Source organism: Streptomyces sp. NPDC050485, assembly GCF_044458185.1.
Lineage (GTDB): Bacteria > Actinomycetota > Actinomycetes > Streptomycetales > Streptomycetaceae > Streptomyces.
The window spans coordinates 107,288-128,340 of sequence record NZ_JBITHR010000018.1 but is presented as its reverse complement, the minus strand read 5'-3'; the positions used below and the strand labels follow the sequence as shown (position 1 = coordinate 128,340).

23 protein-coding genes and 1 pseudogene are annotated in these 21,053 nt (G+C 69.7%); 9 read left to right on the top strand and 15 right to left on the bottom strand.

From position 1 onward, the window contains the following. Positions 1-228 precede the first annotated feature (228 nt). The 3 genes from ACIBK6_RS30590 to ACIBK6_RS30580 form a co-directional block, all read right to left on the bottom strand. The gene (locus ACIBK6_RS30590; protein WP_399054671.1) at positions 229-630 is read right to left on the bottom strand and encodes an SH3 domain-containing protein; all 402 of its coding nucleotides are present in this window, start codon (positions 628-630) and stop codon (positions 229-231) included. Positions 631-1,170: 540 nt separating this feature from the next. After that, positions 1,171-1,326 (bottom strand): hypothetical protein, encoded by a 156-nt coding sequence (locus ACIBK6_RS30585; protein WP_399054670.1) that lies wholly within the window; start codon positions 1,324-1,326, stop codon positions 1,171-1,173. Positions 1,327-1,733: 407 nt separating this feature from the next. Continuing rightward, on the bottom strand, positions 1,734-1,958 hold the full coding sequence (locus ACIBK6_RS30580; RefSeq protein WP_399054669.1) for a hypothetical protein: 225 nt from the start codon (positions 1,956-1,958) through the stop codon (positions 1,734-1,736). A gap of 516 nt (positions 1,959-2,474) precedes the next feature. Here ACIBK6_RS30580 and ACIBK6_RS30575 point away from each other — a divergent pair. Both ACIBK6_RS30575 and ACIBK6_RS30570 read left to right on the top strand, forming a co-directional pair. Then, positions 2,475-3,317 carry a helix-turn-helix domain-containing protein gene (locus ACIBK6_RS30575; protein ID WP_399054668.1) on the top strand — a complete coding sequence of 281 codons (843 nt, stop codon included), beginning with the start codon at positions 2,475-2,477 and terminating at the stop codon, positions 3,315-3,317. Continuing rightward, complete coding sequence (locus ACIBK6_RS30570; protein ID WP_399054667.1) at positions 3,314-3,508, top strand: DUF397 domain-containing protein; 195 nt, start codon at positions 3,314-3,316, stop codon at positions 3,506-3,508. The genes ACIBK6_RS30575 and ACIBK6_RS30570 overlap by 4 nt, the downstream gene beginning before the upstream one ends. Positions 3,509-3,583: 75 nt before the next feature. On the opposite strand, the pseudogene ACIBK6_RS30565 reads toward ACIBK6_RS30570, so the two are convergent. The 7 genes and pseudogenes from ACIBK6_RS30565 to ACIBK6_RS30535 form a co-directional block, all read right to left on the bottom strand. Continuing rightward, a pseudogene (locus tag ACIBK6_RS30565) lies at positions 3,584-5,044 on the bottom strand (fructose-specific PTS transporter subunit EIIC); the annotation flags it as partial. A 43-nt stretch (positions 5,045-5,087) separates the two neighbouring features. Next, complete coding sequence (pfkB, locus tag ACIBK6_RS30560) at positions 5,088-6,035, bottom strand: 1-phosphofructokinase (RefSeq protein ID WP_399054715.1); 948 nt, start codon at positions 6,033-6,035, stop codon at positions 5,088-5,090. Beyond that, positions 6,035-6,796: a DeoR/GlpR family DNA-binding transcription regulator gene (locus tag ACIBK6_RS30555; protein ID WP_399054665.1), complete on the bottom strand. Its 762-nt coding sequence runs from the start codon at positions 6,794-6,796 to the stop codon at positions 6,035-6,037. The genes pfkB and ACIBK6_RS30555 overlap by 1 nt, the downstream gene beginning before the upstream one ends. A gap of 244 nt (positions 6,797-7,040) precedes the next feature. Then, the gene (locus ACIBK6_RS30550) at positions 7,041-8,216 is read right to left on the bottom strand and encodes a protein-L-isoaspartate(D-aspartate) O-methyltransferase (protein WP_399054664.1); all 1,176 of its coding nucleotides are present in this window, start codon (positions 8,214-8,216) and stop codon (positions 7,041-7,043) included. Next, on the bottom strand, positions 8,213-8,353 hold the full coding sequence (locus ACIBK6_RS30545; RefSeq protein ID WP_399054663.1) for a hypothetical protein: 141 nt from the start codon (positions 8,351-8,353) through the stop codon (positions 8,213-8,215). Before ACIBK6_RS30545 ends, ACIBK6_RS30550 begins: the two co-directional genes overlap by 4 nt. 146 nt (positions 8,354-8,499) lie before the next feature. Next, on the bottom strand, positions 8,500-8,703 hold the full coding sequence (locus ACIBK6_RS30540; protein ID WP_399054662.1) for a hypothetical protein: 204 nt from the start codon (positions 8,701-8,703) through the stop codon (positions 8,500-8,502). Beyond that, entirely contained in the window at positions 8,700-8,912 is a 213-nt protein-coding gene (locus ACIBK6_RS30535) for a hypothetical protein (protein WP_399054661.1), read from the bottom strand. The genes ACIBK6_RS30540 and ACIBK6_RS30535 overlap by 4 nt, the downstream gene beginning before the upstream one ends. Positions 8,913-9,410: 498 nt before the next feature. Between ACIBK6_RS30535 and ACIBK6_RS30530 the strand changes: the two genes are divergently transcribed. From ACIBK6_RS30530 to ACIBK6_RS30520, 3 genes are read left to right on the top strand one after another with little or no spacing between them, the layout of a single operon-like run. Next, positions 9,411-10,355: a transcriptional regulator gene (locus ACIBK6_RS30530; RefSeq protein WP_399054660.1), complete on the top strand. Its 945-nt coding sequence runs from the start codon at positions 9,411-9,413 to the stop codon at positions 10,353-10,355. A gap of 58 nt (positions 10,356-10,413) precedes the next feature. Next, positions 10,414-10,626 (top strand): hypothetical protein, encoded by a 213-nt coding sequence (locus tag ACIBK6_RS30525; RefSeq protein WP_399054659.1) that lies wholly within the window; start codon positions 10,414-10,416, stop codon positions 10,624-10,626. Positions 10,627-10,645: 19 nt separating this feature from the next. Further along, entirely contained in the window at positions 10,646-11,011 is a 366-nt protein-coding gene (locus tag ACIBK6_RS30520; RefSeq protein ID WP_399054658.1) for a hypothetical protein, read from the top strand. 203 nt (positions 11,012-11,214) lie between these two features. Here the strand turns inward: ACIBK6_RS30520 and ACIBK6_RS30515 are convergent, their stop codons facing one another. Next, the gene (locus tag ACIBK6_RS30515; RefSeq protein ID WP_399054657.1) at positions 11,215-12,744 is read right to left on the bottom strand and encodes an MFS transporter; all 1,530 of its coding nucleotides are present in this window, start codon (positions 12,742-12,744) and stop codon (positions 11,215-11,217) included. 64 nt (positions 12,745-12,808) lie between these two features. Between ACIBK6_RS30515 and ACIBK6_RS30510 the strand changes: the two genes are divergently transcribed. Further along, a complete protein-coding gene (locus ACIBK6_RS30510) occupies positions 12,809-13,786 on the top strand; it encodes a helix-turn-helix transcriptional regulator (protein ID WP_399054656.1) in 978 nt (325 codons plus the stop codon). A 135-nt stretch (positions 13,787-13,921) separates the two neighbouring features. Here the strand turns inward: ACIBK6_RS30510 and ACIBK6_RS30505 are convergent, their stop codons facing one another. After that, a complete protein-coding gene (locus ACIBK6_RS30505; RefSeq protein WP_399054655.1) occupies positions 13,922-14,920 on the bottom strand; it encodes an RNA polymerase sigma factor RpoD/SigA in 999 nt (332 codons plus the stop codon). Between the two features lie 148 nt (positions 14,921-15,068). Between ACIBK6_RS30505 and ACIBK6_RS30500 the strand changes: the two genes are divergently transcribed. Beyond that, a complete protein-coding gene (locus tag ACIBK6_RS30500; RefSeq protein WP_399054653.1) occupies positions 15,069-15,608 on the top strand; it encodes a GNAT family N-acetyltransferase in 540 nt (179 codons plus the stop codon). A gap of 33 nt (positions 15,609-15,641) precedes the next feature. Here ACIBK6_RS30500 and ACIBK6_RS30495 read toward each other — a convergent pair whose 3' ends face one another. Continuing rightward, entirely contained in the window at positions 15,642-16,427 is a 786-nt protein-coding gene (locus tag ACIBK6_RS30495) for a dioxygenase (protein ID WP_399054652.1), read from the bottom strand. Between the two features lie 168 nt (positions 16,428-16,595). Between ACIBK6_RS30495 and ACIBK6_RS30490 the strand changes: the two genes are divergently transcribed. After that, the gene (locus tag ACIBK6_RS30490) at positions 16,596-17,087 is read left to right on the top strand and encodes a MarR family winged helix-turn-helix transcriptional regulator (protein WP_399054651.1); all 492 of its coding nucleotides are present in this window, start codon (positions 16,596-16,598) and stop codon (positions 17,085-17,087) included. 48 nt (positions 17,088-17,135) lie between these two features. On the opposite strand, the gene ACIBK6_RS30485 is transcribed toward ACIBK6_RS30490, so the two are convergent. Together ACIBK6_RS30485 and ACIBK6_RS30480 are read right to left on the bottom strand one after the other, a co-directional pair. After that, a complete protein-coding gene (locus tag ACIBK6_RS30485; RefSeq protein ID WP_399054650.1) occupies positions 17,136-18,689 on the bottom strand; it encodes an MFS transporter in 1,554 nt (517 codons plus the stop codon). 95 nt (positions 18,690-18,784) lie between these two features. Further along, entirely contained in the window at positions 18,785-19,435 is a 651-nt protein-coding gene (locus ACIBK6_RS30480) for a TetR/AcrR family transcriptional regulator (RefSeq protein ID WP_399054649.1), read from the bottom strand. A 291-nt stretch (positions 19,436-19,726) separates the two neighbouring features. On the opposite strand from ACIBK6_RS30480, the gene ACIBK6_RS30475 reads away from it, so the two are divergent. Further along, positions 19,727-21,034: a M6 family metalloprotease domain-containing protein gene (locus tag ACIBK6_RS30475; protein WP_399054648.1), complete on the top strand. Its 1,308-nt coding sequence runs from the start codon at positions 19,727-19,729 to the stop codon at positions 21,032-21,034. The last annotated feature ends 19 nt before the right edge of the window (positions 21,035-21,053 follow it).

The following is a 21,053-nucleotide window of genomic DNA, read 5'->3' as shown; positions in this document are numbered from 1 at the left end:
CTTGTGTATGCCAACGGCAATCTTTCTCCCCATCAAACCCAGGAAGAACAGCCATTCACCCTCACATCGGCTAATTGCCTACGCAACTACCGCCCCGTCACCGGGGAGTTAACGCAAAGCCCACGCGACCCAGCACGCCCCACCCCCGCACCCCGCTATGAGCGGCGGTCCCCTTCCCGACACAGCAGGAAAGGGACCGCCTCACTCACCGCCACTCACGCCAGCGGCTCAGTCCAGGTAGGTGTCAGCCACCCACCCGACGTAGCCACGCGGCAGGTCCCCCGAGCTCCGAGTGATCTTCACGTGTGACCACATGTACGGACCGCCGTTGCGCGCCTGGTTCAGCACCTCAACCCGGTCTCCCGCAAACACCAGCCCATGCACCCGCCGATCCGTCCCCGGACCCGACCGCACCCGCAGCGCACTCGCCGTGACCGACTTCGTCAGCGGCGTGACCCTTACCGGGCCCTGCACCTCTTGCGGCCAAGGGTCCCGATACGGCGACACCTGGTACCCGCCGCCTGGCGCCGGATCCGGCATCGCCGACGCCGACGGCGCCCCCATCACGCCCAGACCCAGCACCGCCACGCCCGCAGCCACAGCGACGCGAAGTCCCTTACGCATGCTCATATCTGACGACCTCTCAGTCATGAGGCCAGCGGCCAGCAACGCGACCACCGGCCGACCACTCATCCACTGATGCGGATGAGTGGCCAGCATGCGCCACCGCCGACGCGGGGTCAACCACTTATGGCCATGAGTGAATAAGTTGCCGTCGAGTCGCCACCACAAAAAACGGGCCCCGGCCAGCAACGCGGGGTCACTGGGCGGGGCCGAAAACACGAGCCCCGCCCCTCTGCCACGGGGGAGGGCAGAAGAGCGGGGCCGATTGCGGCCAGTCTCAGACCGGCGGTAGGTGGTGCGGGTAAATCACGGGCGTTGCCTTATCGGCTCCTCCCTGACACTTCACAGGGGCCTTGCAGAAGAACCCCCGCCGTGAGCAGGACCGGCACCCGTGTAACGACTGACCCGAACCCGTGTATCCGCGATGATCGGCAGCCATGGTCTCGCCTGTTACCTGACCGGCCCCTGAACACGCGTTACAGAGAAGGTGCGGGCCGGAGCACGCATCCGCGTTGCCGCTCTCGTCCTGGTCGTCACGCTCATCTGTCACCGGCTACCGCCCTCCACCCAGCCCGCGCCGTTGCACGTACCGCACGTCTGCTCTTCGAACTCGACGCCGCCGGGGTTGTCGGGCATGGAGTGCTGCCGCTGGACTTGAACCCTGCCAGAGCCGTTGCACGTACCGCACTGCTGCTGAGTCATCGCCGAACTCCTTTGCATCGAAGTTACTTCGGACTTGCCGCGCGCGTCCGGGCGTTACCCGAACGGGTCTTGCCCGCCCGTGCTCCTGTGGTCGTTGTAGACAACGGGTCCCCGGCTGATTCTCGACAGTCAGCCGGGGCCCGCCGCTGGTGCCGCCTACCGGTCAAAGGTCCGGATCACGAGCGGCCCATACCCGCGTGCGCCAGGGAATGGAAGGCCACGCGCGGGGGTTGCGCTCCGCTCTCTATGGCGACGCCGTGCGGCCGGGTGGCGCTTGGTCAGCGCGGGGTTCATGCCAAAGAGAGCGGAAGATCAGGGCTGCCCCAGGACTGCCAACAACACAACGGCTGTAGTGGCGTTGGAGAGGAGAAGTGCCAATAGCAGACCGGCGTACCGCGCTAAGTACCTCACGTCGTCCCCCTTCGGGCGGCTTCTGCTAGTGCTTCCACCACGTCGGCGGGCAGAGAGGGAAGCGTCACCGTCGGCACACCTTTATCCCCCGGCATCCCGTTAATGCGGTTCACAAGGTGTGGTGGGGCGCCCAGCGTCGTCAGCACGTCCCGCAGTGCCAGGCTGGCGTTCGCGGCCGTCTGTGCGGCGTCTCGCCATTGCTGCGCGGGCAGGATGGGCATTAGGTGATCTCTCCTCGGCTTCGTTGGTTGGCTTCGGCGACTGCGGCGCTCAACGTGTCCGCTCGTGTGGCCGGTTCGACGCTTCCAGGGGCAACGTCCCACTCACGTCCGCCGGTAAGCGGCCGAAGCTGAAGGCGCCCATTCCAGCGGTCCATGACGCGCCCTACGCGCCCCTGGGAGTCCACAACGGGGTCACCGGGCTCCGGCTCGTACGGGCGCTCTCGCGCGCTCACTGCTCAAGCCCCCTCAGCCGCTTCTGTAGCCCGGCTTCTACGGCTGTCACCACATCCCGAGTCGGCGGGGTGTACGGGCCGCGCGGGACACCAGGGGGCAACGGCGTCCAGGGATGAAACCAGACGCACCGCCTAGCGCCTACTCCGAGTTGAGCGGGGTCGCGCTTCAGGGGCATGGTTCGCTCCTCTCCGTAGCGGGAGCACTACCGGGGATGTTCAGCGTGGCCCACACCTGGGAAGCATTCAATCTATCCGCGAAGGAAGGAAGGTTGGTGAACGGCCTTTGAATCGCAACGAGTTGAACCCGGACGCCTCACCTCAGGCGGCCTACGGGGCGCATTTGCGCAGTCTGCGGGAGTCGCGTGGCTGGACTCAAGAACACTTGGCCGAACTCATGGAATATTCCAGTGTGCATATTTCAGCCGTCGAAAATGGTCGGAAACTTCCAACCTTCCGGTTCTCGCGTAGTGCAGACTGCGTCTTCGATCTTGGCGGCACAGCAGCCTCGTTCGAGAGTGAGTGTCGCAAGATCAAACACGGCAGCCTGAGCCTGCTGGAGGGCTTCCCCGAGTACGTCAAGCACGAGGGCCACGCCGCAGAGATCCGACTCTTTGAAGTGGGGGTGATCCCTGGCCCCCTTCAGACCCGTGAGTACGCGGCAGCCATCGAGGCGAGCAACGTCAAACGGAGATCCATCACGGCCGAACAGGCAGACGAACGGGTTGAGTTGCTGATAAGGCGGCAAGCCTCGCTTGTGCGGCCCAACACACCCTTGGTGCTTGCGGTGCTGGACGAAAGCTGTATCCGCAGACTGGTCGGCGGACCCCAAGTCATGGACGCCCAGTTGGAACGGTTGATTGCGTTCGCCGAGGAGCCGAACACGTCCCTTCAGGTCGCTCCGTTCGCTATGGGGGAGCGGCGGCCGTTCAACAGGTTGGTTCACTTGCTGACACTGGCGGATCGTTCCATGGTCGCGTATGTGGAGTCCCAGACCCAGGGTTACCTAGACCGTGAGATCACATCCGTACTCCCGCTGGTCAAGGCCTACCATCAACTACAGACGGAAGCGCCCTCGCAGGCAGAGTCTGTTGTCATGATTAATCAGGTACGAAAGGGCATCTTGTGACAACCGAACCCAACTGGATCAAGTCCTCATACAGTGGCAGCGGCGGGTCTTGCGTCGAGTGGGCCCCCGAGTACGCGGCGGCAACTGGCATCGTCCCCGTACGCGACAGCAAGAACCCCGATGGCCCCGCCCTCATGCTCTCCGGCGGAGCCTTTGCCGGACTCGTGGAGTTGGCCCGAGCCAAAGGCTGACAGCCAAACCCAAAGACCCCGCCTGCACTTGGGCGGGGTCTCATTTTGATCTCGTCGTGATGTGCTTCTGGACTTCATAGGTCCGCCCAGGTCGAAGCACATCATCAGGCCCAGGATCACACCGAGGACGATCACGTTGGCGCCGGAGAGCCCGCTCAGCCAACTGGTCAGCGCGGACTGGAGTTTGGCGATGGGCTCGCCGATGACGAGGAACATCAGGAAACCGACGAGCGCGGACGAGATCAGCGGGATCACCACCACCGGCATGATGCCGCGCAGCGGCGCCGGGATCCGCACCCGCTGGATCGCCAGCACCACCGCGCCCGCGATCAGACCGGCCGCGAGGCCGCCGAGGAAGCCCGCCTTGATGGCGACGGCGACCGCACCGCCGACGAAGCCGGGCACCAGGCCGGGCCGGTCGGCCATTCCGTACGCGATGTAGCCGGCCAGGACCGGCACGAGGAAGCCGAAGGCGAGCCGGCCGATCTGGAACAGCAGGGCCGCCCAGCTCGTGGTGTCGGTCCAGGCGAAGTGCTGTATGACGGAGGGCGCTTCGCTGACCTTGTAGCCGCCGATCGCGAAGCCGATCGCGATGAGCAGACCGCCCGCGGCGACGAAGGGCACCATGTAACTGACACCGGACATAAGCCATTTACGCAGTTTGGTGCCGTAGCCCTCGCCGGGCTCGCCCGCCGCCTCCACCGGGGTGGGCCGGTGCGCGCCCGCCTCACCGCGTTCGGCCTTGCCCCGCACCTCGGCGATCAGTTCGGCGGGCCGGTTGATGCCCGCCTTCACGCCGACGTCGACGGTGGGCTTCCCGGCGAAGCGCTCCTTGTCCCGTACCGGCACGTCGTGTGCGAAGACCACGCCGTCGGCGGCGGCGATGACCGCCGGGTCGAGCCGGGTGAAACCGGCCGAGCCCTGGGTCTCGACGACCACGTCGACGCCGCTCACGCGCCCGGCCTTTTCGAGGGACTCCGCCGCCATGTAGGTGTGGGCGATGCCGGTCGGGCAGGAGGTGACGGCCACGATCCGGAACGGCCGGGTCTCCTGCTGGGGCGCGGGTGTTTCCAGCGCCTGCGGCTCCGCCTCCTCGCCCCGGATCAGCGCGGCCGCCTGTGCGGCGGTGGGCGCCGCCCGCAGCGCGGTGGTGAAGTCGGCGTCCATCAGCTGGCGGGCCAGGCTCGACAGGATCGTCAGATGGGCGTCGTCCGCGCCCGCCGGGGCCGCGATCAGGAAGATCAGGTCGGCCGGGCCGTCCGGCGCCCCGAAGTCGATCCCGGCGGCGCTGCGGCCGAAGGCCAGGGTCGGCTCGGTGACGTGGGCGCTGCGGCAGTGCGGGATGCCGATGCCGCCGTCGAGGCCGGTCGGCATCTGGGCCTCGCGGGCGGCCACGTCGGCGAGGAAGCCTTCGAGGTCGGTGACCCGGCCGAGGGCGGCCATCCGCTCGGCGAGCGAACGGGCCGCGGCTTCCTTGGAGTTGGCGGCCAGGTCGAGTTCGAGGTCGACCAGTTCCGCGGTGATCATCTGGCTCATCGCGGGCTCCTTTGCACGCAGACGGGAGTGGGCGGGGCGGGGCTCATGGCGCCGGTTCGGTGAGGACGCGGTCCAGCGGGACGGCATCGGTGACGGTGACCGCCGCCAGGTCGAGGTCGCCCGGCGCGGGCATCACGCTGCCGGGGAGCTGCACGGCGGCCGCGCCGTGGGCGACGGCGGCCGCGAGCGCGCCGGGGCCTTCGCCGCCCGCCGCGAGGAACCCGGCGAGCGAGGCGTCACCGGCTCCCACGTTGCTGCGTACGGTGGCGACGGGGGCCCGGCCGAAGTACGTACCGGACGCGGTGACCAGGAGCTGGCCGTCCGCGCCGAGGCTGGCGAGGACGGCGCCCGCGCCCAACTCCCGCACTTCTTCCGCCGCCTTGACCGCGTCGCCGACGGTGGCGAGGGGGCGGCCGACGGCCTGGGCGAGTTCCTCGGCGTTGGGCTTGACCACGTCGGGACGTTCGCGCAGAGCGGCGATGAGGGAGGGGCCCGAGGTGTCGAGGGCGACCTTGGCGCCGGCGGCGTGGGCGCGGGCGACGAGTTCGGCGTACCACTGGGGTGCGAGGCCGCGCGGCAGGCTGCCGCAGCAGGCGATCCAGTCGGCCCGCGCGGAGTGGCGGCGCACTGCGGCGAGCAGCAACTCGCTCTCGGCAGTGGTCAGTTCGGGGCCCGGGGCGTTGATCTTCGTGAGTGTGCCGTCCGGTTCGGCGACCGCGATGTTGGAGCGGGTGTGCCCGGCGACGGGGACGGGGGCGACCTCGATGCCCTGCTCGCCGAGGAGTGCGGCGACCAGGGCGCCGGGGGCGCCGCCGAGCGGCAGGACGGCCACCGTGCGGTGCCCGGCGGCGGCGACCGCGCGGGACACGTTGACGCCCTTGCCGCCGGGGTCCATGCGCTCGCCGGTGGCGCGCAGCACTTCGCCGCGTACCAGGCCGGGGACCTCGTAGGTGCGGTCGAGGCTGGGGTTGGGGGTGACGGTGAGGATCATCATGCGCGTACGACTTCCGTGCCTGCGGCCTCGATGGCGGCCGCGTCGTCCGGGCTGAGCCCGGAGTCTGTGATGAGGACGTCCACGTCGGCCAGGTCGGCGAAGCGGGCGAAGTGTTCCTGGCCGTGCTTGGCGGAGTCGGCGAGCAGCACGACGCGCCGGGCGGCGGCGATCGCGGCCCGCTTGACGGCGGCCTCGGCGAGGTCGGGGGTGGTGAGGCCGTGCGCGAGGCCGAAGCCGTTGGTGCCGATGAAGACGACATCGGCGCGGATCTCGCCGTAGGCGCGCAGCGCCCAGGCGTCGACGGCGGCGCGGGTGCGGTGGCGGACCCGGCCGCCGACCAGGTGGAGGTCGATGGCGGGGTGGTCGGCCAGCCGGGCGGCGACGGGCAGGGCGTGGGTGACGAGGGTCAGCCCGCTGTCCAGGGGGATGTCGGCGGCGAGCCGGGCGATGGTCGATCCGGCGTCGAGGATGACGCTGCCCTCGGCGGGCAGTTCGGCGAGGGCGGCGCGGGCGATGCGGTCCTTCTCGTCGGCGGCGGTGGACTCCCGCTCGGCAAGGTCGGGCTCGAAGTCGAGCCGCCCGGCCGGGATGGCCCCGCCGTGCACCCGGCGCACCAGGCCCGCCCGGTCCAGTGCCTTCAGATCGCGCCGTACGGTCTCGGCGGTGACCTGGAACGTCTCGGCGAGCGAGAGCACGTCCACCCGCCCGCTCTCACGCGCGATCCGCAGGATCTCCTGCTGCCGCTCCGGTGCGTACATGTGTGTTTACGTCCGTTCCGTGCCCGAACCCGTGGTTACGCCGCCACAGTACGACCAAGTGACGCCGATGTAAATCAATTCGGGCATTCGACGGACACAAACGGACTTTGGTCCCGCCGACCGGGAGCCGCCCGGCCCGGGCCGGGGCAGGCCGACGGCCCCGCACCCTTTCCGGCTTGATGGCCGCGTACAGCGCAACGCCCCGCTCGCCGTTAGGTGAGCGGGGCGCTGGTGTTCCCGGGCCTTACGCGGCCTTCGGCACGGGGTTGCCGGGGGAGTCGAGCCAGACACACTGTCCGCCTGGTCTCACCGTCAGGCCGAACCGGTCGAACCCGGGGCGGCCCTGGGTGTCCCACCACCGCCACGCGGCCTCGACCTCGTCCCACAGGGAGCGTGGGCCGGACTGCACCACCTCGTACTCCGTGCGGGCCGGTTCGTAGTCGGCCGTCGCCCAGGACGTGACGGCGGTGTCGTGCAGCCACAGCGTGTACGTGCCGTCCTGGTAGCACTCCGGGCGGCAGAACGCCCCGGGTACCTGGGCGCCGATGGCGAACATCTCGGCCCATCCGCCGATGTCGTCTGGTGACAGCGCGGTCATGCTGCGCGTGCCGTCGGCGGGCCACTTCTTCCCGCCCAGGTACTCCCGCGTGAGGGCTTTGTGCACCCGCTGAGCGCGGAGCGACATGAACGCCGACGACCGGGTGAACCGGCCAGACGCGGTGCCGTCCTCGCCCACGACCAGGCGCAGGATGGCTTCGCCGCCGTACTCCGGCCCCCACGGCGCCACGATGACCGCGCCGGGCCGCGCCTGCGTGATCCACGCGGCCGGGACCTCCCGCACCGAACACGTAGCGATCACGCGGTCGTAGGGCGCGTTGCCCCGGTAACCGAGACGGCCGTCACCGACCACGACCAGCGGACGCCGTCCGGCGTTGCGCAGGTTCTCGCCCGCTGCCCGGGCAACGGTCTCGTCCACTTCGACGCTGGCCACGTTGTCGTCACCGAGCCGGGCCGCGAGCAGACCCGCGTTCCAGCCGGTTCCGGTACCGATCTCGAGCACCTTCATGCCCTCGGACACATCCAGGTCGTCCAGCATTGCCGCGACCATGGTCGGCATCGAGTTGGAACTCGTCGGCACCTTTCCCTTCCCGGTTCCGTGGTGTTGTCCGTCGTCCCACTGGGTCGTGAGGGGGATGTCGGAGTACACCGCCGCCCGCCAGGCTTCGGCGTCCTGGTCGCGGTTTACAGCGGCGTGTTGCTTATTGCCGCCAGCCGTACCGGGCCAGATCACGCGGGGAATGAACCACTCTCGCCGGACGGCCTCGAACGCGGGCAGCCAGTCCGAGGCGAGTGCGCCCTTCTCCACGAGCGCGGAGGCCAGCCCCTGGGGGCTGACCTCCTTCAGCGTCTCGCTGCTCACTTGCCGTCCGCCGGGCCTTGGCCGTCGGAGGTGTTGCCACCCTCGTCAGAACCGCCCCCGCCATGCTTGTTGCCGGAGTCGGAGTCGTCCTGCGGGTTCCCGTCGGCGGCCAGCAGCCACCATGCGCAGTCCATCATCTGTGTCCTCCTCGTTGTTCCATCCTGCCCGCACAGGCCGTTGCCTGTAAGGGAGTTGGGGCGCGGCGGTTCGGCCTCGGGGAAACCGGACCGCCGCCATCCCGGCCGGGCAGGAAACCTTCTCTGTCCGGCCGGGAAATCTGGGTTCAGGCGTCCGGCGGCGCGGTGTCCGGCACAGTCACGGGCGTTGCCTGGACGGCCGCCGGGGCACCCTGCCCGAAGACGAGCAACGCCGCGACCGCGCCCACACCGAGCACGTCCAGGGCGAGCAGCAGCGTCCCGACGGTGATGCCGTCGGCTGAGGGCCCACGCGGGCGCCGGTGGCGCGCCTCGGACCGGTCAGTGCTCACCGCGCACCGCCGGGGGCTGCGGGCCGCAGCCTGGCAATCTCGGCTTCCCATCCCAAGCCGCCGCCGACCGGCAAAAGGAACGCCGTTTTCGGGGGCGCCTCGTTGCGGTCGAAGAGATCACCAATCGCTGCGACCATGCCCGAACATCCTCTGTCGAGATCGTCAACGAGTACGCCGACGGCCAGCCACGCGGGTACGTCCAGCGTCATCACTGGCCAGCCCCCTCAGGACGCTCGCCGCCGGCTTCCTGCGTGGCGCCCGGGCCTCGAATGCCTTCCACCCGGCCTCGGCGCGGAGCATCGTGCGGCGCGAGAGCGTGCCGCCGGGCATACGGACGGGCAGCAGCTCGGCCCGGCGCCGGAGCTCCTCCGGGCTGAGACGGCGGATGGCGGCCATCGGGTCCTCCATGGGTTGGTACCGCTGCCCGCCCCCCGACGGGGGACGGAGACAGGCAGCGGAGAACAGGGGCCGCACCGTCGGGGAACGGGACCGGTTGGGGGTCTTTGGCGGCCACGGTCCAGTGAACGGCCCATCACAGGGGGTGCGGACCTGCCGCGCGATCTGCCATGGTGGCTGCCAACGCGGCAGATTGACACAGGAGTTGTGTTGTGCAGCAGCACCGGCAAGCGGGGATCGGAAATCTGATCCGCACAGCTCGCAGAGCCCAGGGCTTAACCCAGAAGGGACTCTCTGACCAGCTCAATCACGTGTCCGGATGGGACACGTGCACCGCGAACGACGTCTACCGGTGGGAGACCGGCCGCCGCACGCCGGGGCCGTGGCTGCCGCACATCGTGATCGTCCTTGCACTCGACCCGGACCGCGCCAAGGACACCTGGTCGTGCACACTGCCTGACCAGGACCCCGTACCCGCCGGGAACCCTGCGAGACACAACGACGCCCCGGAGGGCCTTGATGGCGCAGACGATATGAACCGGCGTGACTTCTTAGGCCTGGTGAGCGTGACGGGCACCCTGATCGCCCTGCACCCTGGCGGCCCCGGGACCCCCGAGGCCGCGACTAACTCCGCAGCCGTCACGACCTACGAGCTCCTCAACGGGCACTTGTGGCAGGTGTTCGCCCTGTCCCAGTCCAAGCAGGCCGTCTATCCCGTGGTGCGTCACCAGCTCAAGCTCCTGACGCAAGAGCTGGAACGGGCGCGGACCGAGGCCACCCACAGAGCCCTCTGCGCTCATGCGGGAGAGCTGTTCCAGCTTGCCGGTGAGATCTTCTTCGACGGCAACCGGTACACCGACGCGGCCCACTGCTATGCCCTCGCGGCCAGTGCCAGCAAGGAAGCCGGGGAATACGACCTGTGGGCCTGCGCCCTGACGCGGCATGCCTTCATCGGCCTGTACGAGCGGCAGTTCAGCGCTGCCGTGCCGATGCTGGCGGCGGCGGCGGCCGTCGCCCGGCGCGGCAACAGCCAGCTATCTACGCGGTACTGGGTGGCCGCCGTCCAAGCCGAAGCGTTCGCCGGACTGGGTGACCTCGACGCGTGCAACCGCGCCCTCGATACCGCCGAGCAGGTCCACTCCCTCAACGGCCCCGTGCACAACGGCGGATGGCTGCGGTTCGACGGCTCGCGGCTCGCGGCTCGCCGAGGAGCGCGGTACCTGCTACCTGGACCTGGGGCGCCCCGACCTTGCTGAGCGGTCGCTGACGGCCGCCCTGGGCCAAGACCTGTCCTTGCGCCGACGCGGCGCCGTCATGGCTGAACTCGCCGCGCTCGGCGCCGAACGCGGAGACCTCAACCAACTGATGCACTACAGCGGAAGCGCCCTCGAACTGGCCCAGCAGACCGGCTCCGGCTTCATCGGGAAGAAGCTCCAAGGGCTGCAAACACGGCTCGCCCCGCTCATGCCCGATGGGCGCGTGTCGAATCTGCACCGCCAGATCTCGACGCTTGCCATCACCTCCTGACCCACCGAAAGGACACACCTTGTCGACCGAAGGAAAGCTCTTCCGTGAGGCCTGGATCGCCGGTGTCACCAAGCACTACCCCGGCGAGCCGAAGCCCGGATACGTCACCCCTTGGGAAGAGACCCCGGACTGGGAGCGCGCTTGCGCGGCGGCCGTCGAGCAGCAGGTACGCGACTTCATCGAGCTGAGCGGGGGCAAGACCGACCGACTCACCCGCGAGCAGAAGAGCCGGTTCGTCGCCCTGTGCTGGATCGCCCAGATCTACAAGCACATCGAGGAACCGAAGCCGGGATACGTCGCCGACTGGCCCGAGCTGCCCGGATGGCAGCAGGAGACGGACGCGGACATCTTCGAGGCGATCGAGGCCGCCCGTACCACCGTCTGACGCTACAGACCCGTTGGTGGCAAGCCCCGTCGCTGCGCGATTCCGCGGTCGTGCTGCCGGCCGGCGTCAGCGTTCCCCGACCACCCAACGGCAGCATCGCCCTCCACCAGCCAGACGAGGCAGTGGAGGGCGATGTCGTTCCCACCCGAATTCGCAAACAGCATCTTGAGCAGGGTGCGGGGCCGTCGTTGCGCAGCGGTGGCTCAGCCGACCGGCTGCGCGTCCTTCGTCAGGTCGAGGAGCTCCGCCTCGTCCACCGCGCCCTCGACGTGCTGCTGCGGCTTGGCCGGCAGCGCGAACATCACCAGGAAGATCACCGCGAGGACTCCGGCGACGTACCAGAGCGAGTGCTGGAAGCCGGCCACGAAGGCCTGGTTCAGCTTCGGCGGTACGAGACCGTCGCCGATCCGGCCGAAGAAGACGACCGAGACGAGGCCGAGGCCGAGCGCGTTGCCCATCTGCTGCACGGTGTTGATGAGCCCGGACGCCGATCCCGAGTGCTCCTTGGGGACCTCCGAGAGCACCGCGTCGGTGAGCGGGGCGACGATCAGGCCCATGCCGAGACCCATCACGACCAGCGGCAGCGCCATCTGCCAGGGGGCGATGTCCAGGCCGTAGTGGTCGGCCTCCCAGATGTAGATGAGCAGTCCGGCCACCATCGTCAGGGCGCCCGCCTGGAGGACCTTGCGGCCGAAGCGCGGGACCAGCTTCTGCACCGACATGCCGGCCGCGACCGAGACCGCGATCGAGAACGGCACCCCGGTCAGGCCCGCGCGCAGCGCGGTCCAGCCGAGGCCGATCTGCATGTAGAGGGTCCAGACGAGGAAGAAGATGCCGAGGCCGACGCCGAAGGTGGCCTGCACGGCGATGCCCGCCGCGAAGCTCTTCACCTTGAACAGCGACAGCTCGATGAGCGGGGAGCCGTCCCGGGCCGCCTTCATCCGCTCGTACGCCACCAGGCCGCCGAATACCACGACGCTGCCCGCCATCGAGAGGTAGCCCCACAGCGGCCAGCCCAGCTCGCGGCCGCGGGTCAGCGGGTAGAGCAGCATCAGCAGGCCGATGATCACCAGGACCACGCCGACGAGGTCCAGCCTGAGGGCCTTGGGCGCCTTGGACTCGCTGATGAACTTGGTGCCGAGGATCAGGCCCGCGATACCGACCGGCAGGTTGATCAGGAAGATCGGGCGCCATTCCAGACCGAACAGGTTCCACTCGGTGAGCAGCGCGCCGAGCAGCGGTCCGGAGACCGCGCCGAGGCCGACGACCGCACCGAACAGGCCGAAGACCTTGCCGCGTTCATGGGCGGGGAAGGTGGCGTGGACGATCGAGAGGACCTGCGGCACCATCATGGCGGCCATCGCACCCTGCAGGATGCGCGAGGCGACGAGCATGTCCGGGTTGGCGGCGAAGCCGCACAGCGCGGAGGCGAGTGTGAAGCCGCCGATGCCGATCAGGAAGAGCTTCTTGCGGCCGTGGATGTCGCCGAGGCGGCCGCCGGTGATCAGGCCCGCCGCGAACGCGAGGGCGTAGCCGGCCGTTATCCACTGGATCGAGGAGAAGCTCGCCCCGGTGTCCTTCTGGATGGACGGGATGGCGATGTTGACGATCGTGACGTCGACCAGGTCCATGAAGGCCGCGGTCATCACGATGGCCAGGGCGAACCACCGGCGGCGGTCTGCTGCGGCAACCGCCGCGGTCTCTGGGGTACTACTGGTCGTTGTGGAGGTCATGAGAAGAAAGTTAGACCCCATATAGGTCAGGCTGTGTCCGCATTGGGACGGCATCCTGGATGACATGACCGACACCCCGGCACGGCTGCTGCATCTGCTCTCCCTGCTCCAGACCCCGCGCGAGTGGCCCGGCGGCGAGCTCGCCGAGCGGCTCGGGGTGTCCCGCCGCACGGTGCGCCGCGACATCGACCGGCTGCGCGAGCTCGGCTATCCGGTGCAGGCGGCGCGGGGCGCCGAGGGCGGCTACCGCCTCGTCGCGGGCAAGGCGATGCCGCCGCTGGTGCTGGACGACGAGGAGGCGGTGGCGATCGCGGTCGGCTTGCGCGCGGGCGCGGGCCATGCGGTGGACGGCGTGGACGAGGCCTCGGTGCGGGCGCTCGCCAAACTGGAGCAGGTCCTGCCGTCCCGGCTGCGCCACCGCGTCGCGAGCCTCCAGGCCGCGACGATGCCGCTGGCCGGGCCCTGGCGCGGGGACGGCGCGAGCGTCGACCCGCACACCCTGACCACGCTCGCCTCGGCCGTCACCGGCCAGGAGCGGCTGCGCTTCGCGTACGTGTCGGGCGACGGCACGCCGACCAAGCGCCTGGTGGAGCCCTACCGGCTGGTGTCGACGGGGCGCCGCTGGTACCTGGTGGCGTACGACGTGGAGCGCGGCGACTGGCGTACGTTCCGGGTCGACCGGGTCGCCGAGCCGTTCGCGACGGGCGCCCGGTTCGCGCCGCGCGAGCTGCCCGAGGCGAACGCGGCGGAGTTCGTCCGCAACTCGATGAACCGGCTGCAGCCCGTCCTCGACGTGGACGTGACCTTCGAGGCGCCCGCGGACTTCGTGACCGCCCGGCTGCCCGCCTCGCTCGGCGCGCCCGAACCGCTGGGCGCCGGGCGCTGCCGGCTGCGGACGACGTGCACCGACTCCCTGGAGTGGGTGGCGCTGCGGCTGGCCCTGGTGGACTGCGAGTTCACCGTCAACGGACCGCCGGCGATGACGGGCTATCTGCACGAGCTGGGCGAGCGCCTCACCCGGGCGACCGCGCGCGGGGAGTGAGAAACCGGGGCGACCACGCGCGGGCCATGAGAAAAGAGGGTGGCCCCGACACCAGGGGGGGGAGAGGTGCCGGGGCCTGGAGCCCCGACACCGGGGGGGGAAGGGTGCCAGGACTCGTTCTGGGGGGGGCGGGGCTCAGGCCGCCGCGTCGAAGCCCGTGTCTCGGGCCATCTTCTTCAGTTCGAGCAGCGCGTGCTTCTCGATCTGGCGGATCCGCTCGCGGGTCAGGCCGTGTTCCTTGCCCACCTCTGTCAGCGTACGCTCACGGCCGTCGTCGATGCCGTACCGCATCTTGATGATCGAGGCGGTGCGGTGGTCGAGCTTGCCGATCAGGTCGTCCAGCTCCTCGCTGCGCAGCAGCGTCAGCACGGACTGCTCGGGCGACACCGCGGAGGTGTCCTCCAGGAGGTCGCCGAACTGGGTCTCGCCCTGGTCGTCGACCGGCATGTTGAGGGAGACCGGGTCGCGCGCCCAGTCGAGCACGTCACCGACGCGCTCAGGCGTGGAGCCCAGCTCGGCGGCGATCTCCGTGTGCTCGGGGTCGCGGCCGTTCTCCCGGTTGAACTCGCGCTGGACCCGGCGGATCCGGCCCAGCTCCTCCACCAGGTGGACGGGGAGGCGGATGGTGCGGGACTGGTCGGCGATGGAGCGGGTGATGGCCTGGCGGATCCACCACGTCGCGTACGTGGAGAACTTGAAGCCCTTGGCGTAGTCGAACTTCTCGACCGCGCGCACCAGGCCGGCGTTGCCCTCCTGGATGAGGTCGAGAAGCGGAAGACCCGCCCTCGGATAGCGGCGGGCGACGGCGACGACGAGCCGGAGATTGGAACGGATGAAGAGGTCCTTGGCGCGCTCACCGGCGGCGTAGAGCGCCTCCAGTTCCTCGCGCGAGGCGCCTCCCGCCTTGCTCTCCACCTCACCGTCGAGGATGTGGCGGGCGTACACACCGGCCTCGATGGTCTGCGAGAGCTCGACCTCCTTGGCGGCGTCGAGCAACGGCGTACGCGCGATTTCGTCGAGGTACATACCGACCAGGTCGCGGTCGGCGATCTCACCGCTGACTGCGCGAACACTGCTCCCCGAGTCCGAACCGCGAGAGGCGGACTGTCGGCGGGCGACGGCGCGGGTTGCCATGCGTGCTCCCTTGCTGAGTGTGTCGCGACACCCTCCCGGGTGCCCTGCATCCGATGGAAACAACGGCTGGAATCCGGACAGAATTCCCGACCCGCCCATCGATTTTTGTGATCATGCAGTACCCTGTCCCGCCACGGGAGGGGGTCAGGTGCCGCAGGAACGTACAGAGGTGCAGGTCAGGCCCGGCGTCGAGGCCGATCTGGGGGCGCTCGCGGATATTTACAACCACTTCATCCGTGAGACCGCCATCACATTCGATACGGACGCCATCACCCCCGAACAGCGCCGTCCGTGGCTGCACTCCCACCCTGAAGACGGCCCGCACCGCCTTCTGGTTGCTCACGATGACCGATTTGTCGGCCAGGACGTCCAGGACAGGATTCTGGGCTACGCGACGAGCAGCCCCTTCCGCCCGAAGCCCGCGTACTCGACGTCCGTCGAGGTGAGCGTGTACTGCGCCCCGGAGGCGGTCGGCCGGGGCGTGGGCACGCTGCTGTACCGCTCCCTCTTCGCGGCGCTGGCGCACGAGGACGTGCACCGCGCCTACGCCGGGATCGCCCTGCCGAACGAAGCCTCGGTCCGGCTGCACGAACGCTTCGGCTTCGCCCACGTCGGCACGCACCGCGAGGTGGGCCGCAAGTTCGGCCGCTACTGGGACGTCGCCTGGTACGAGAAGGAACTCGGCTGACCCGGCCCCAACACCCTTTTCCCGCACGCCCGTTCAGCCGTACTGCACCGACCTCTTGGCCAGGCCCAGCCAGAATCCGTCGATGACGCTGCGCGCCCCGCCCGCCTCGCCCTCGCTCGCGCCCATCGTCACGAACAGCGGGGCGAAGTGCTCGGTGCGGGGGTGGGCGAGGTGGGCGGCGGGGGCCTTGTGCGCGAAGTCGAGCAGGGCGTCGACATCGGCGGCGGCCAGCGCGCGGGCGCCCCAGTCGTCGAACTCGGCCGACCAGCTCGGCACCCCGCCGCCGGTGTGCCGCAGCGCGGCCAGGTTGTGGGTGAAGAAGCCGCTGCCGACGATCAGCACGCCCTCGTCGCGCAGCGGCGCCAGCTTGCGGCCGATGTCGTACAGCCGGCGCGGGTCGAGGGTCGGCAGGGAGATCTGGAGGACCGGGATGTCGGCGGCGGGGAACATCTCCACCAGCGGGACGTACGCGCCGTGGTCGAGCCCGCGGTCGGGGATGTCCTGGACGGGCCTGCCGGGCGCGCGCAGCAACGCGCGTACGGAGTCGGCCAGTTCGGGGGCGCCGGGGGCGGCGTACCGCACCTGGTAGTAGTGCTCGGGGAAGCCCCAGAAGTCGTACACGAGGGGCACGGTCTCGGTGGCACCCAGGGCGAGCGGGGCTTCTTCCCAGTGCGCGGAGACCATCAGGACCGACTTCGGCCTGGGCAGGGCCGCGGACCAGGCCGCGAGCTCGCCGGGCCACAGCGGGTCGTCGGCGAGCGGCGGGGCGCCGTGGGAGAGGTACAGGGCGGGCATGCGCTCCGGCTGGGCGACGGTCATGGCGGACTCTCCGGGTCACTCACTGCTGTCGGCTACTGCTGTCGGCCGATCCGCCGGACGATCTGGCGACCGGCACTTACTTGAAATCTCAAGTTCACCTTCCCCGCCACCATAACCCCGGCTAGTTCAACTTTCAAGAAGTTCCCGAAGCGTCCGTAGAGTAGATGTATGACCTCGGCACCCCAATGGCTCAGCGACGAGGAGCAGCGCACCTGGCGCGCCTACCTCCACGCCACCACGCTCCTCGAAGACCACCTCGACCGCCAGCTCCAGCGCGACGCCGGGATGCCGCACGTCTATTACGGGCTGCTGGTCCAGCTCTCGCAGGCGCCCCGGCGCCGGATGCGGATGACCGAGCTGGCCAAGAACGCGAAGATCACCCGATCCCGGCTCTCGCACGCCATCGCGCGCCTTGAGAAGAACGGGTGGGTGCGGCGCGAGGACTGCCCGTCCGACAAGCGGGGGCAGCTCGCGACGCTGACGGACGCGGGCTTCGGCGTCCTGGAGCGGGCCGCGCCGGGGCATGTCGCCGCCGTACGCCAGGCGATGTTCGACCGGCTGACGCCGCAGCAGGTGGACCAGCTCGGCGAGATCATGCGGGTGATGGCCCAGGGCCTCCAGCCCACGGACGCGAAAGCGGACCTGCCCTGGCTCCGCTGAGTTCAGCGGAGCCAGGGCAGGTCGTGCGTCCGGGGAGCTACCGGGCGGTCAGTGGGCGACCACCGGGATGCGGACCTCGTCCTCGATGTCATCACCCTCACCGGCGTTCGATCCGGTGACCGAACTGCCGCCGGGGCGGCCGGTGTTGATGAAGGTGACGGCGATGACGGCGGCGGTCACCAGGATGCCGACCGCCCACCAGATGGCGGCGGTGAAGCCGCTCACCATGGCCTGGAGCTTGAGCAGCTCCGGGTTGGTGGCGCCGAGCGCGGCGTGCGAGGTGACGTACGCCGTGGTCGCCGAGGCGGCGATGGTGTTGAGCAGGGCCGTGCCGATCGCGCCGCCGACCTGCTGCGAGGTGTTGACCATCGCGGAGGCGACACCGGCGTCACGCGGCTCGACACCGATGGTGGCGAGCGACATGGCGGGCATGAAGGCGGACCCCATGCCGAGGCCGAGCAGGATCTGCGCCGGGAGGATCACGGCGGCGTACGAGGTGCCGACCTCCAGCTGGGTCAGGAACAGCATGCCGATGCCGGCGGTCAGGAAGCCGGGGCCCATCAGCAGGCGCGGCGGGACCCGGGTCATCAGGCGGGCGCCGATCTGGGTGGAGCCAGTGATCATGCCCGCGATCATCGGCAGGAACGCGAAGCCCGTCTTGACCGGCGAGTAGCCCTTCACGACCTGGAGGTAGTAGGTGAGGAAGAGGAACAGGCCGAACATCGCGATGATCGCGAGGCCGAGCGAGAGGTAGACACCGCCGCGGTTGCGGTTGGCGATGACGCGCAGCGGCAGCAGCGGGTGCTTGACCTTGGCCTCGGTGAGGACGAAGGCGGACAGCAGCACGGCCGAGGCGATGAACATCGACACGGTCACCGTGTCCGACCAGCCGGCCGACTCGGCGCGGGTGAAGCCGTACACCAGGGCGACGAGGCCGAGGGTGGACAGGACGACGCCCGGGATGTCGAGCCGCGAGCGGTTGCGGGTGCCTACGGGCTCACGGATGACGAGGTAGGCACCGGTGGCGGCGACGATCGCGAACGGGATGTTCACGAAGAAGGTCCAGCGCCAGTTCAGGTACTCGGTGAGGAAGCCGCCGAGGATCAGGCCCACCGCGCCACCGCCACCGGCGATCGCACCGTAGATGCCGAAGGCCTTGGCGCGCTCCTTGGCGTCGGTGAACATCACCGCGAGCAGCGACAGGGCGGCCGGCGCGAGCAGTGCGCCGAAGGCGCCCTGGAGTGCGCGCGAGCCCAGCAGCATCGCCTCGCCGGTGGCCGCGCCGCCGAGCGCGGAGGCGGCGGCGAAGCCGAGCAGTCCGACGACGAAGGTGCGCTTGCGGCCCCACAGGTCGGCGATGCGGCCGCCGAACAGGAGCAGCCCGCCGAAGGCGAGGGCGTAGGCCGTGATGACCCACTGCTTGTTGGCGTCACTGATGCCCAGCGCGTGCTGGGCGGACGGCAGGGCGATGTTCACGATGGTCGCGTCGAGCACGACCATCAGCTGGGCCAGGGCTATGAAGGCGAGCGCCTTCCAGCGACTGGGGTCGGGAGCGGAGAGCTGCGCCGTCTTCGACAGCGGGAGCTGGTCTGTTTTTGACATGGAGGTAGCCACCTTGGGACGCGGAATACCGAGTAAGTGTGCTGTAACTACGTTGAACTACGGGACGTGAACGGGGAGTTGAGGTTGGGAGGCGATCAACTCTTCCGGAGGTCGTCGAGGGTCGCCGCACTGCCCGGCAGCTGGGACCGCGCCGGGGCCTGAAGCCCGTCGAGGAACAGCTGCAGGTGGCGGTGGATGAACTGGTCGATGTTGCGGCAGCCCGTGCCGGGCAGCGGCCGGGTGAGCTGGGAGAGGGCGACCATGAGGTCGCCGACGGCGACGTCGGTGCGCAGCCGGCCGGCCGCGCGGGCCCTCTGCATGAGCCCCTCGACGTCGCGTTCGAGGCGGTCGCGGGCCGCCTGCAGCTCCGCGTGGTCCTGGTCGAAGGTGTCGGAGAGCATCGGGCAGAGTGCCCCGATCCGCTCGTCGGCCGCCGCGTGCACGAAGCGGCGCAGCGCGGCGAAGGGGTCCGCCTCCTCGGCGGCGGCCGCCTCCGCACGAGCCGAGACCCGGTCCATCACGGAGAGGACGACGCTGGTGATGAGCTCGGAGCGGTCGGCGAAGTGGCGGTAGATCGTGGCGTTGCCGACGCCGGCCCGGCGGGCGATCTCGTCGAGCGGCACCTCGGCGCCGTGCTCCACGAACATCTCACGCGCGGCGGCGATGATCCGCTCCCGGTTGCGCAGGGCGTCGGCCCGCGGGCGCGGGGTGCGGCGCGGTTCTGCGGCGACGGTGGCGGTCTTCACGGCACTGCTCCTTCTCGTACGGATCGGGGCCGGTGGGCCTCGGGGTGTCCGCTCGGGACCTGACCCAAGCGGGGAAGCACTCCCCGTTTCGCGGGGACACGAGTTCAAACGGGGAAACCTTCCCCGGTTATTTCCCTGATCCGGTGTGACCTGAGTCACATGCGTCGATATCAGGAAAAACCCACATTCGGGCTACCCAGCGCGCGGCCGCGACACGCCCGACACAGGGTGATCAGACCAGCGCAGTCAGGAGCGGCCTGCTGCCGCGTACCCGAAGGCGAGCGCGTGCGCATGCAGGACGTGAGCCAGCCCCGCCCGGCCCGGGCGCCCGGCCGCCGGATATGCGGTCGGCGCCGGAGCACCTTCGTCGGCGCCGCCCTCACCTCGGTCGCGCTCGCCGCGCTGACCACCGGCTCCACCACCCTGTCGAGTGCCACCCGCACCGCCGCGGGACCGGTGGCCGCCCCCGAGGACTCCTCGCTCGGCCCCTGCCGGATCCCGACCGCGCTCGGCGTGCAGATGTCGGAAGGCGTGCCGACCGCACCGGGTTACGCGCGCTCCACCGGCATCGTCCGCGCCCTCACCCTCATGATCGACTTCCCGGACGCACCCGGCCCCGGCTCCGCGCTCACCCGGTACAACGAGTTCTTCCCGCAGACCACCACCTGGTTCCACAACGCCTCCTACGGCCGGCTCGACTACCGCCCCGAGACGCCGATCCAGACCTGGCTCAGGATGCCGAAGGCCTTCTCGGCGTACGGGATCGACCGCGGCTCCCCCTATGAGCCCGGCTACCACCGGCTCGTGCAGGACATGGTCGCGGCGGCCGGGACGCAGGTGAACTTCGCCCACTACGACCTGGTGAACGTCCTGGTCACACCGAACGCGGGCCCCTCGGCGCTGGACAGCGTCCTGTCGGTGACGTTCTCCGGCAACGAGGACGCGCCCCGCGCCGACGGCGTGTCGCTCTCCAACACCTCGTTCGTCTACAGCCGCCAGGACGACGGCTCCGGCTCGTACGGCGAGACCGGCTACCGGGTGCTGCCGCACGAGAACGGCCACGTCTTCGGGCTGCCCGACCTCTATACGGAGCAGGGCGGCGGCGCCGTCGGGCACTGGGACATCATGTCCGAGGACTGGGGCGCCAACAACGACATGCTCGGCTGGCACAAGTGGAAGCTGGGCTGGCTCGACAACAGCCAGGTGTCCTGCGCGACCGAGAACGGTGCGAGCCAGTACGTGCTCACCCCGCTGGCCCTGACCGGCGGCCCCAAGCTGGTGTTCGTGCCGGTGACGAAGGAGAGCGGGTACGCGGTGGAGGTGCGCACCCGGGCCGGCAACGACGAGGTCGTGTGCAAACCCGGCGTGCTGATCTACCGCGTCGACGCGGGGGTCGACACCGGCCGCGGCCCGGTCACCGTCTCCGACAGCAAGCCCAACAGCGGCGGCTGCACCCGCCGTCCCAACATCAACGCGGAACTCTCCGACGCGCCGTACGCGACGGGCGAGACGTTCGTGGACCACGCGAACGGCTTGCGGATCGCGGTGACCGGGGTGGACGGGATGGGGAACTATCACGTACGGGTGACAAGGAACTAGGGCCTGTCCCGCAGGGCCG

Coding starts and splice junctions, on each gene's coding strand:
- ACIBK6_RS30590 (WP_399054671.1), bottom strand. CDS start 630: ATGAGCATGCGTAAGGGACTTCGCGTCGCTGTGGCTGCGGGCGTGGCG.
- ACIBK6_RS30585 (WP_399054670.1), bottom strand. CDS start 1,326: ATGACTCAGCAGCAGTGCGGTACGTGCAACGGCTCTGGCAGGGTTCAA.
- ACIBK6_RS30580 (WP_399054669.1), bottom strand. CDS start 1,958: ATGCCCATCCTGCCCGCGCAGCAATGGCGAGACGCCGCACAGACGGCC.
- pfkB (WP_399054715.1), bottom strand. CDS start 6,035: ATGATCCTCACCGTCACCCCCAACCCCAGCCTCGACCGCACCTACGAG.
- ACIBK6_RS30555 (WP_399054665.1), bottom strand. CDS start 6,796: ATGTACGCACCGGAGCGGCAGCAGGAGATCCTGCGGATCGCGCGTGAG.
- ACIBK6_RS30545 (WP_399054663.1), bottom strand. CDS start 8,353: ATGATGGACTGCGCATGGTGGCTGCTGGCCGCCGACGGGAACCCGCAG.
- ACIBK6_RS30535 (WP_399054661.1), bottom strand. CDS start 8,912: ATGACGCTGGACGTACCCGCGTGGCTGGCCGTCGGCGTACTCGTTGAC.
- ACIBK6_RS30525 (WP_399054659.1), top strand. CDS start 10,414: ATGGCTGAACTCGCCGCGCTCGGCGCCGAACGCGGAGACCTCAACCAA.
- ACIBK6_RS30515 (WP_399054657.1), bottom strand. CDS start 12,744: ATGACCTCCACAACGACCAGTAGTACCCCAGAGACCGCGGCGGTTGCC.
- ACIBK6_RS30510 (WP_399054656.1), top strand. CDS start 12,809: ATGACCGACACCCCGGCACGGCTGCTGCATCTGCTCTCCCTGCTCCAG.
- ACIBK6_RS30505 (WP_399054655.1), bottom strand. CDS start 14,920: ATGGCAACCCGCGCCGTCGCCCGCCGACAGTCCGCCTCTCGCGGTTCG.
- ACIBK6_RS30495 (WP_399054652.1), bottom strand. CDS start 16,427: ATGACCGTCGCCCAGCCGGAGCGCATGCCCGCCCTGTACCTCTCCCAC.
- ACIBK6_RS30490 (WP_399054651.1), top strand. CDS start 16,596: ATGACCTCGGCACCCCAATGGCTCAGCGACGAGGAGCAGCGCACCTGG.
- ACIBK6_RS30485 (WP_399054650.1), bottom strand. CDS start 18,689: ATGTCAAAAACAGACCAGCTCCCGCTGTCGAAGACGGCGCAGCTCTCC.
- ACIBK6_RS30475 (WP_399054648.1), top strand. CDS start 19,727: ATGCAGGACGTGAGCCAGCCCCGCCCGGCCCGGGCGCCCGGCCGCCGG.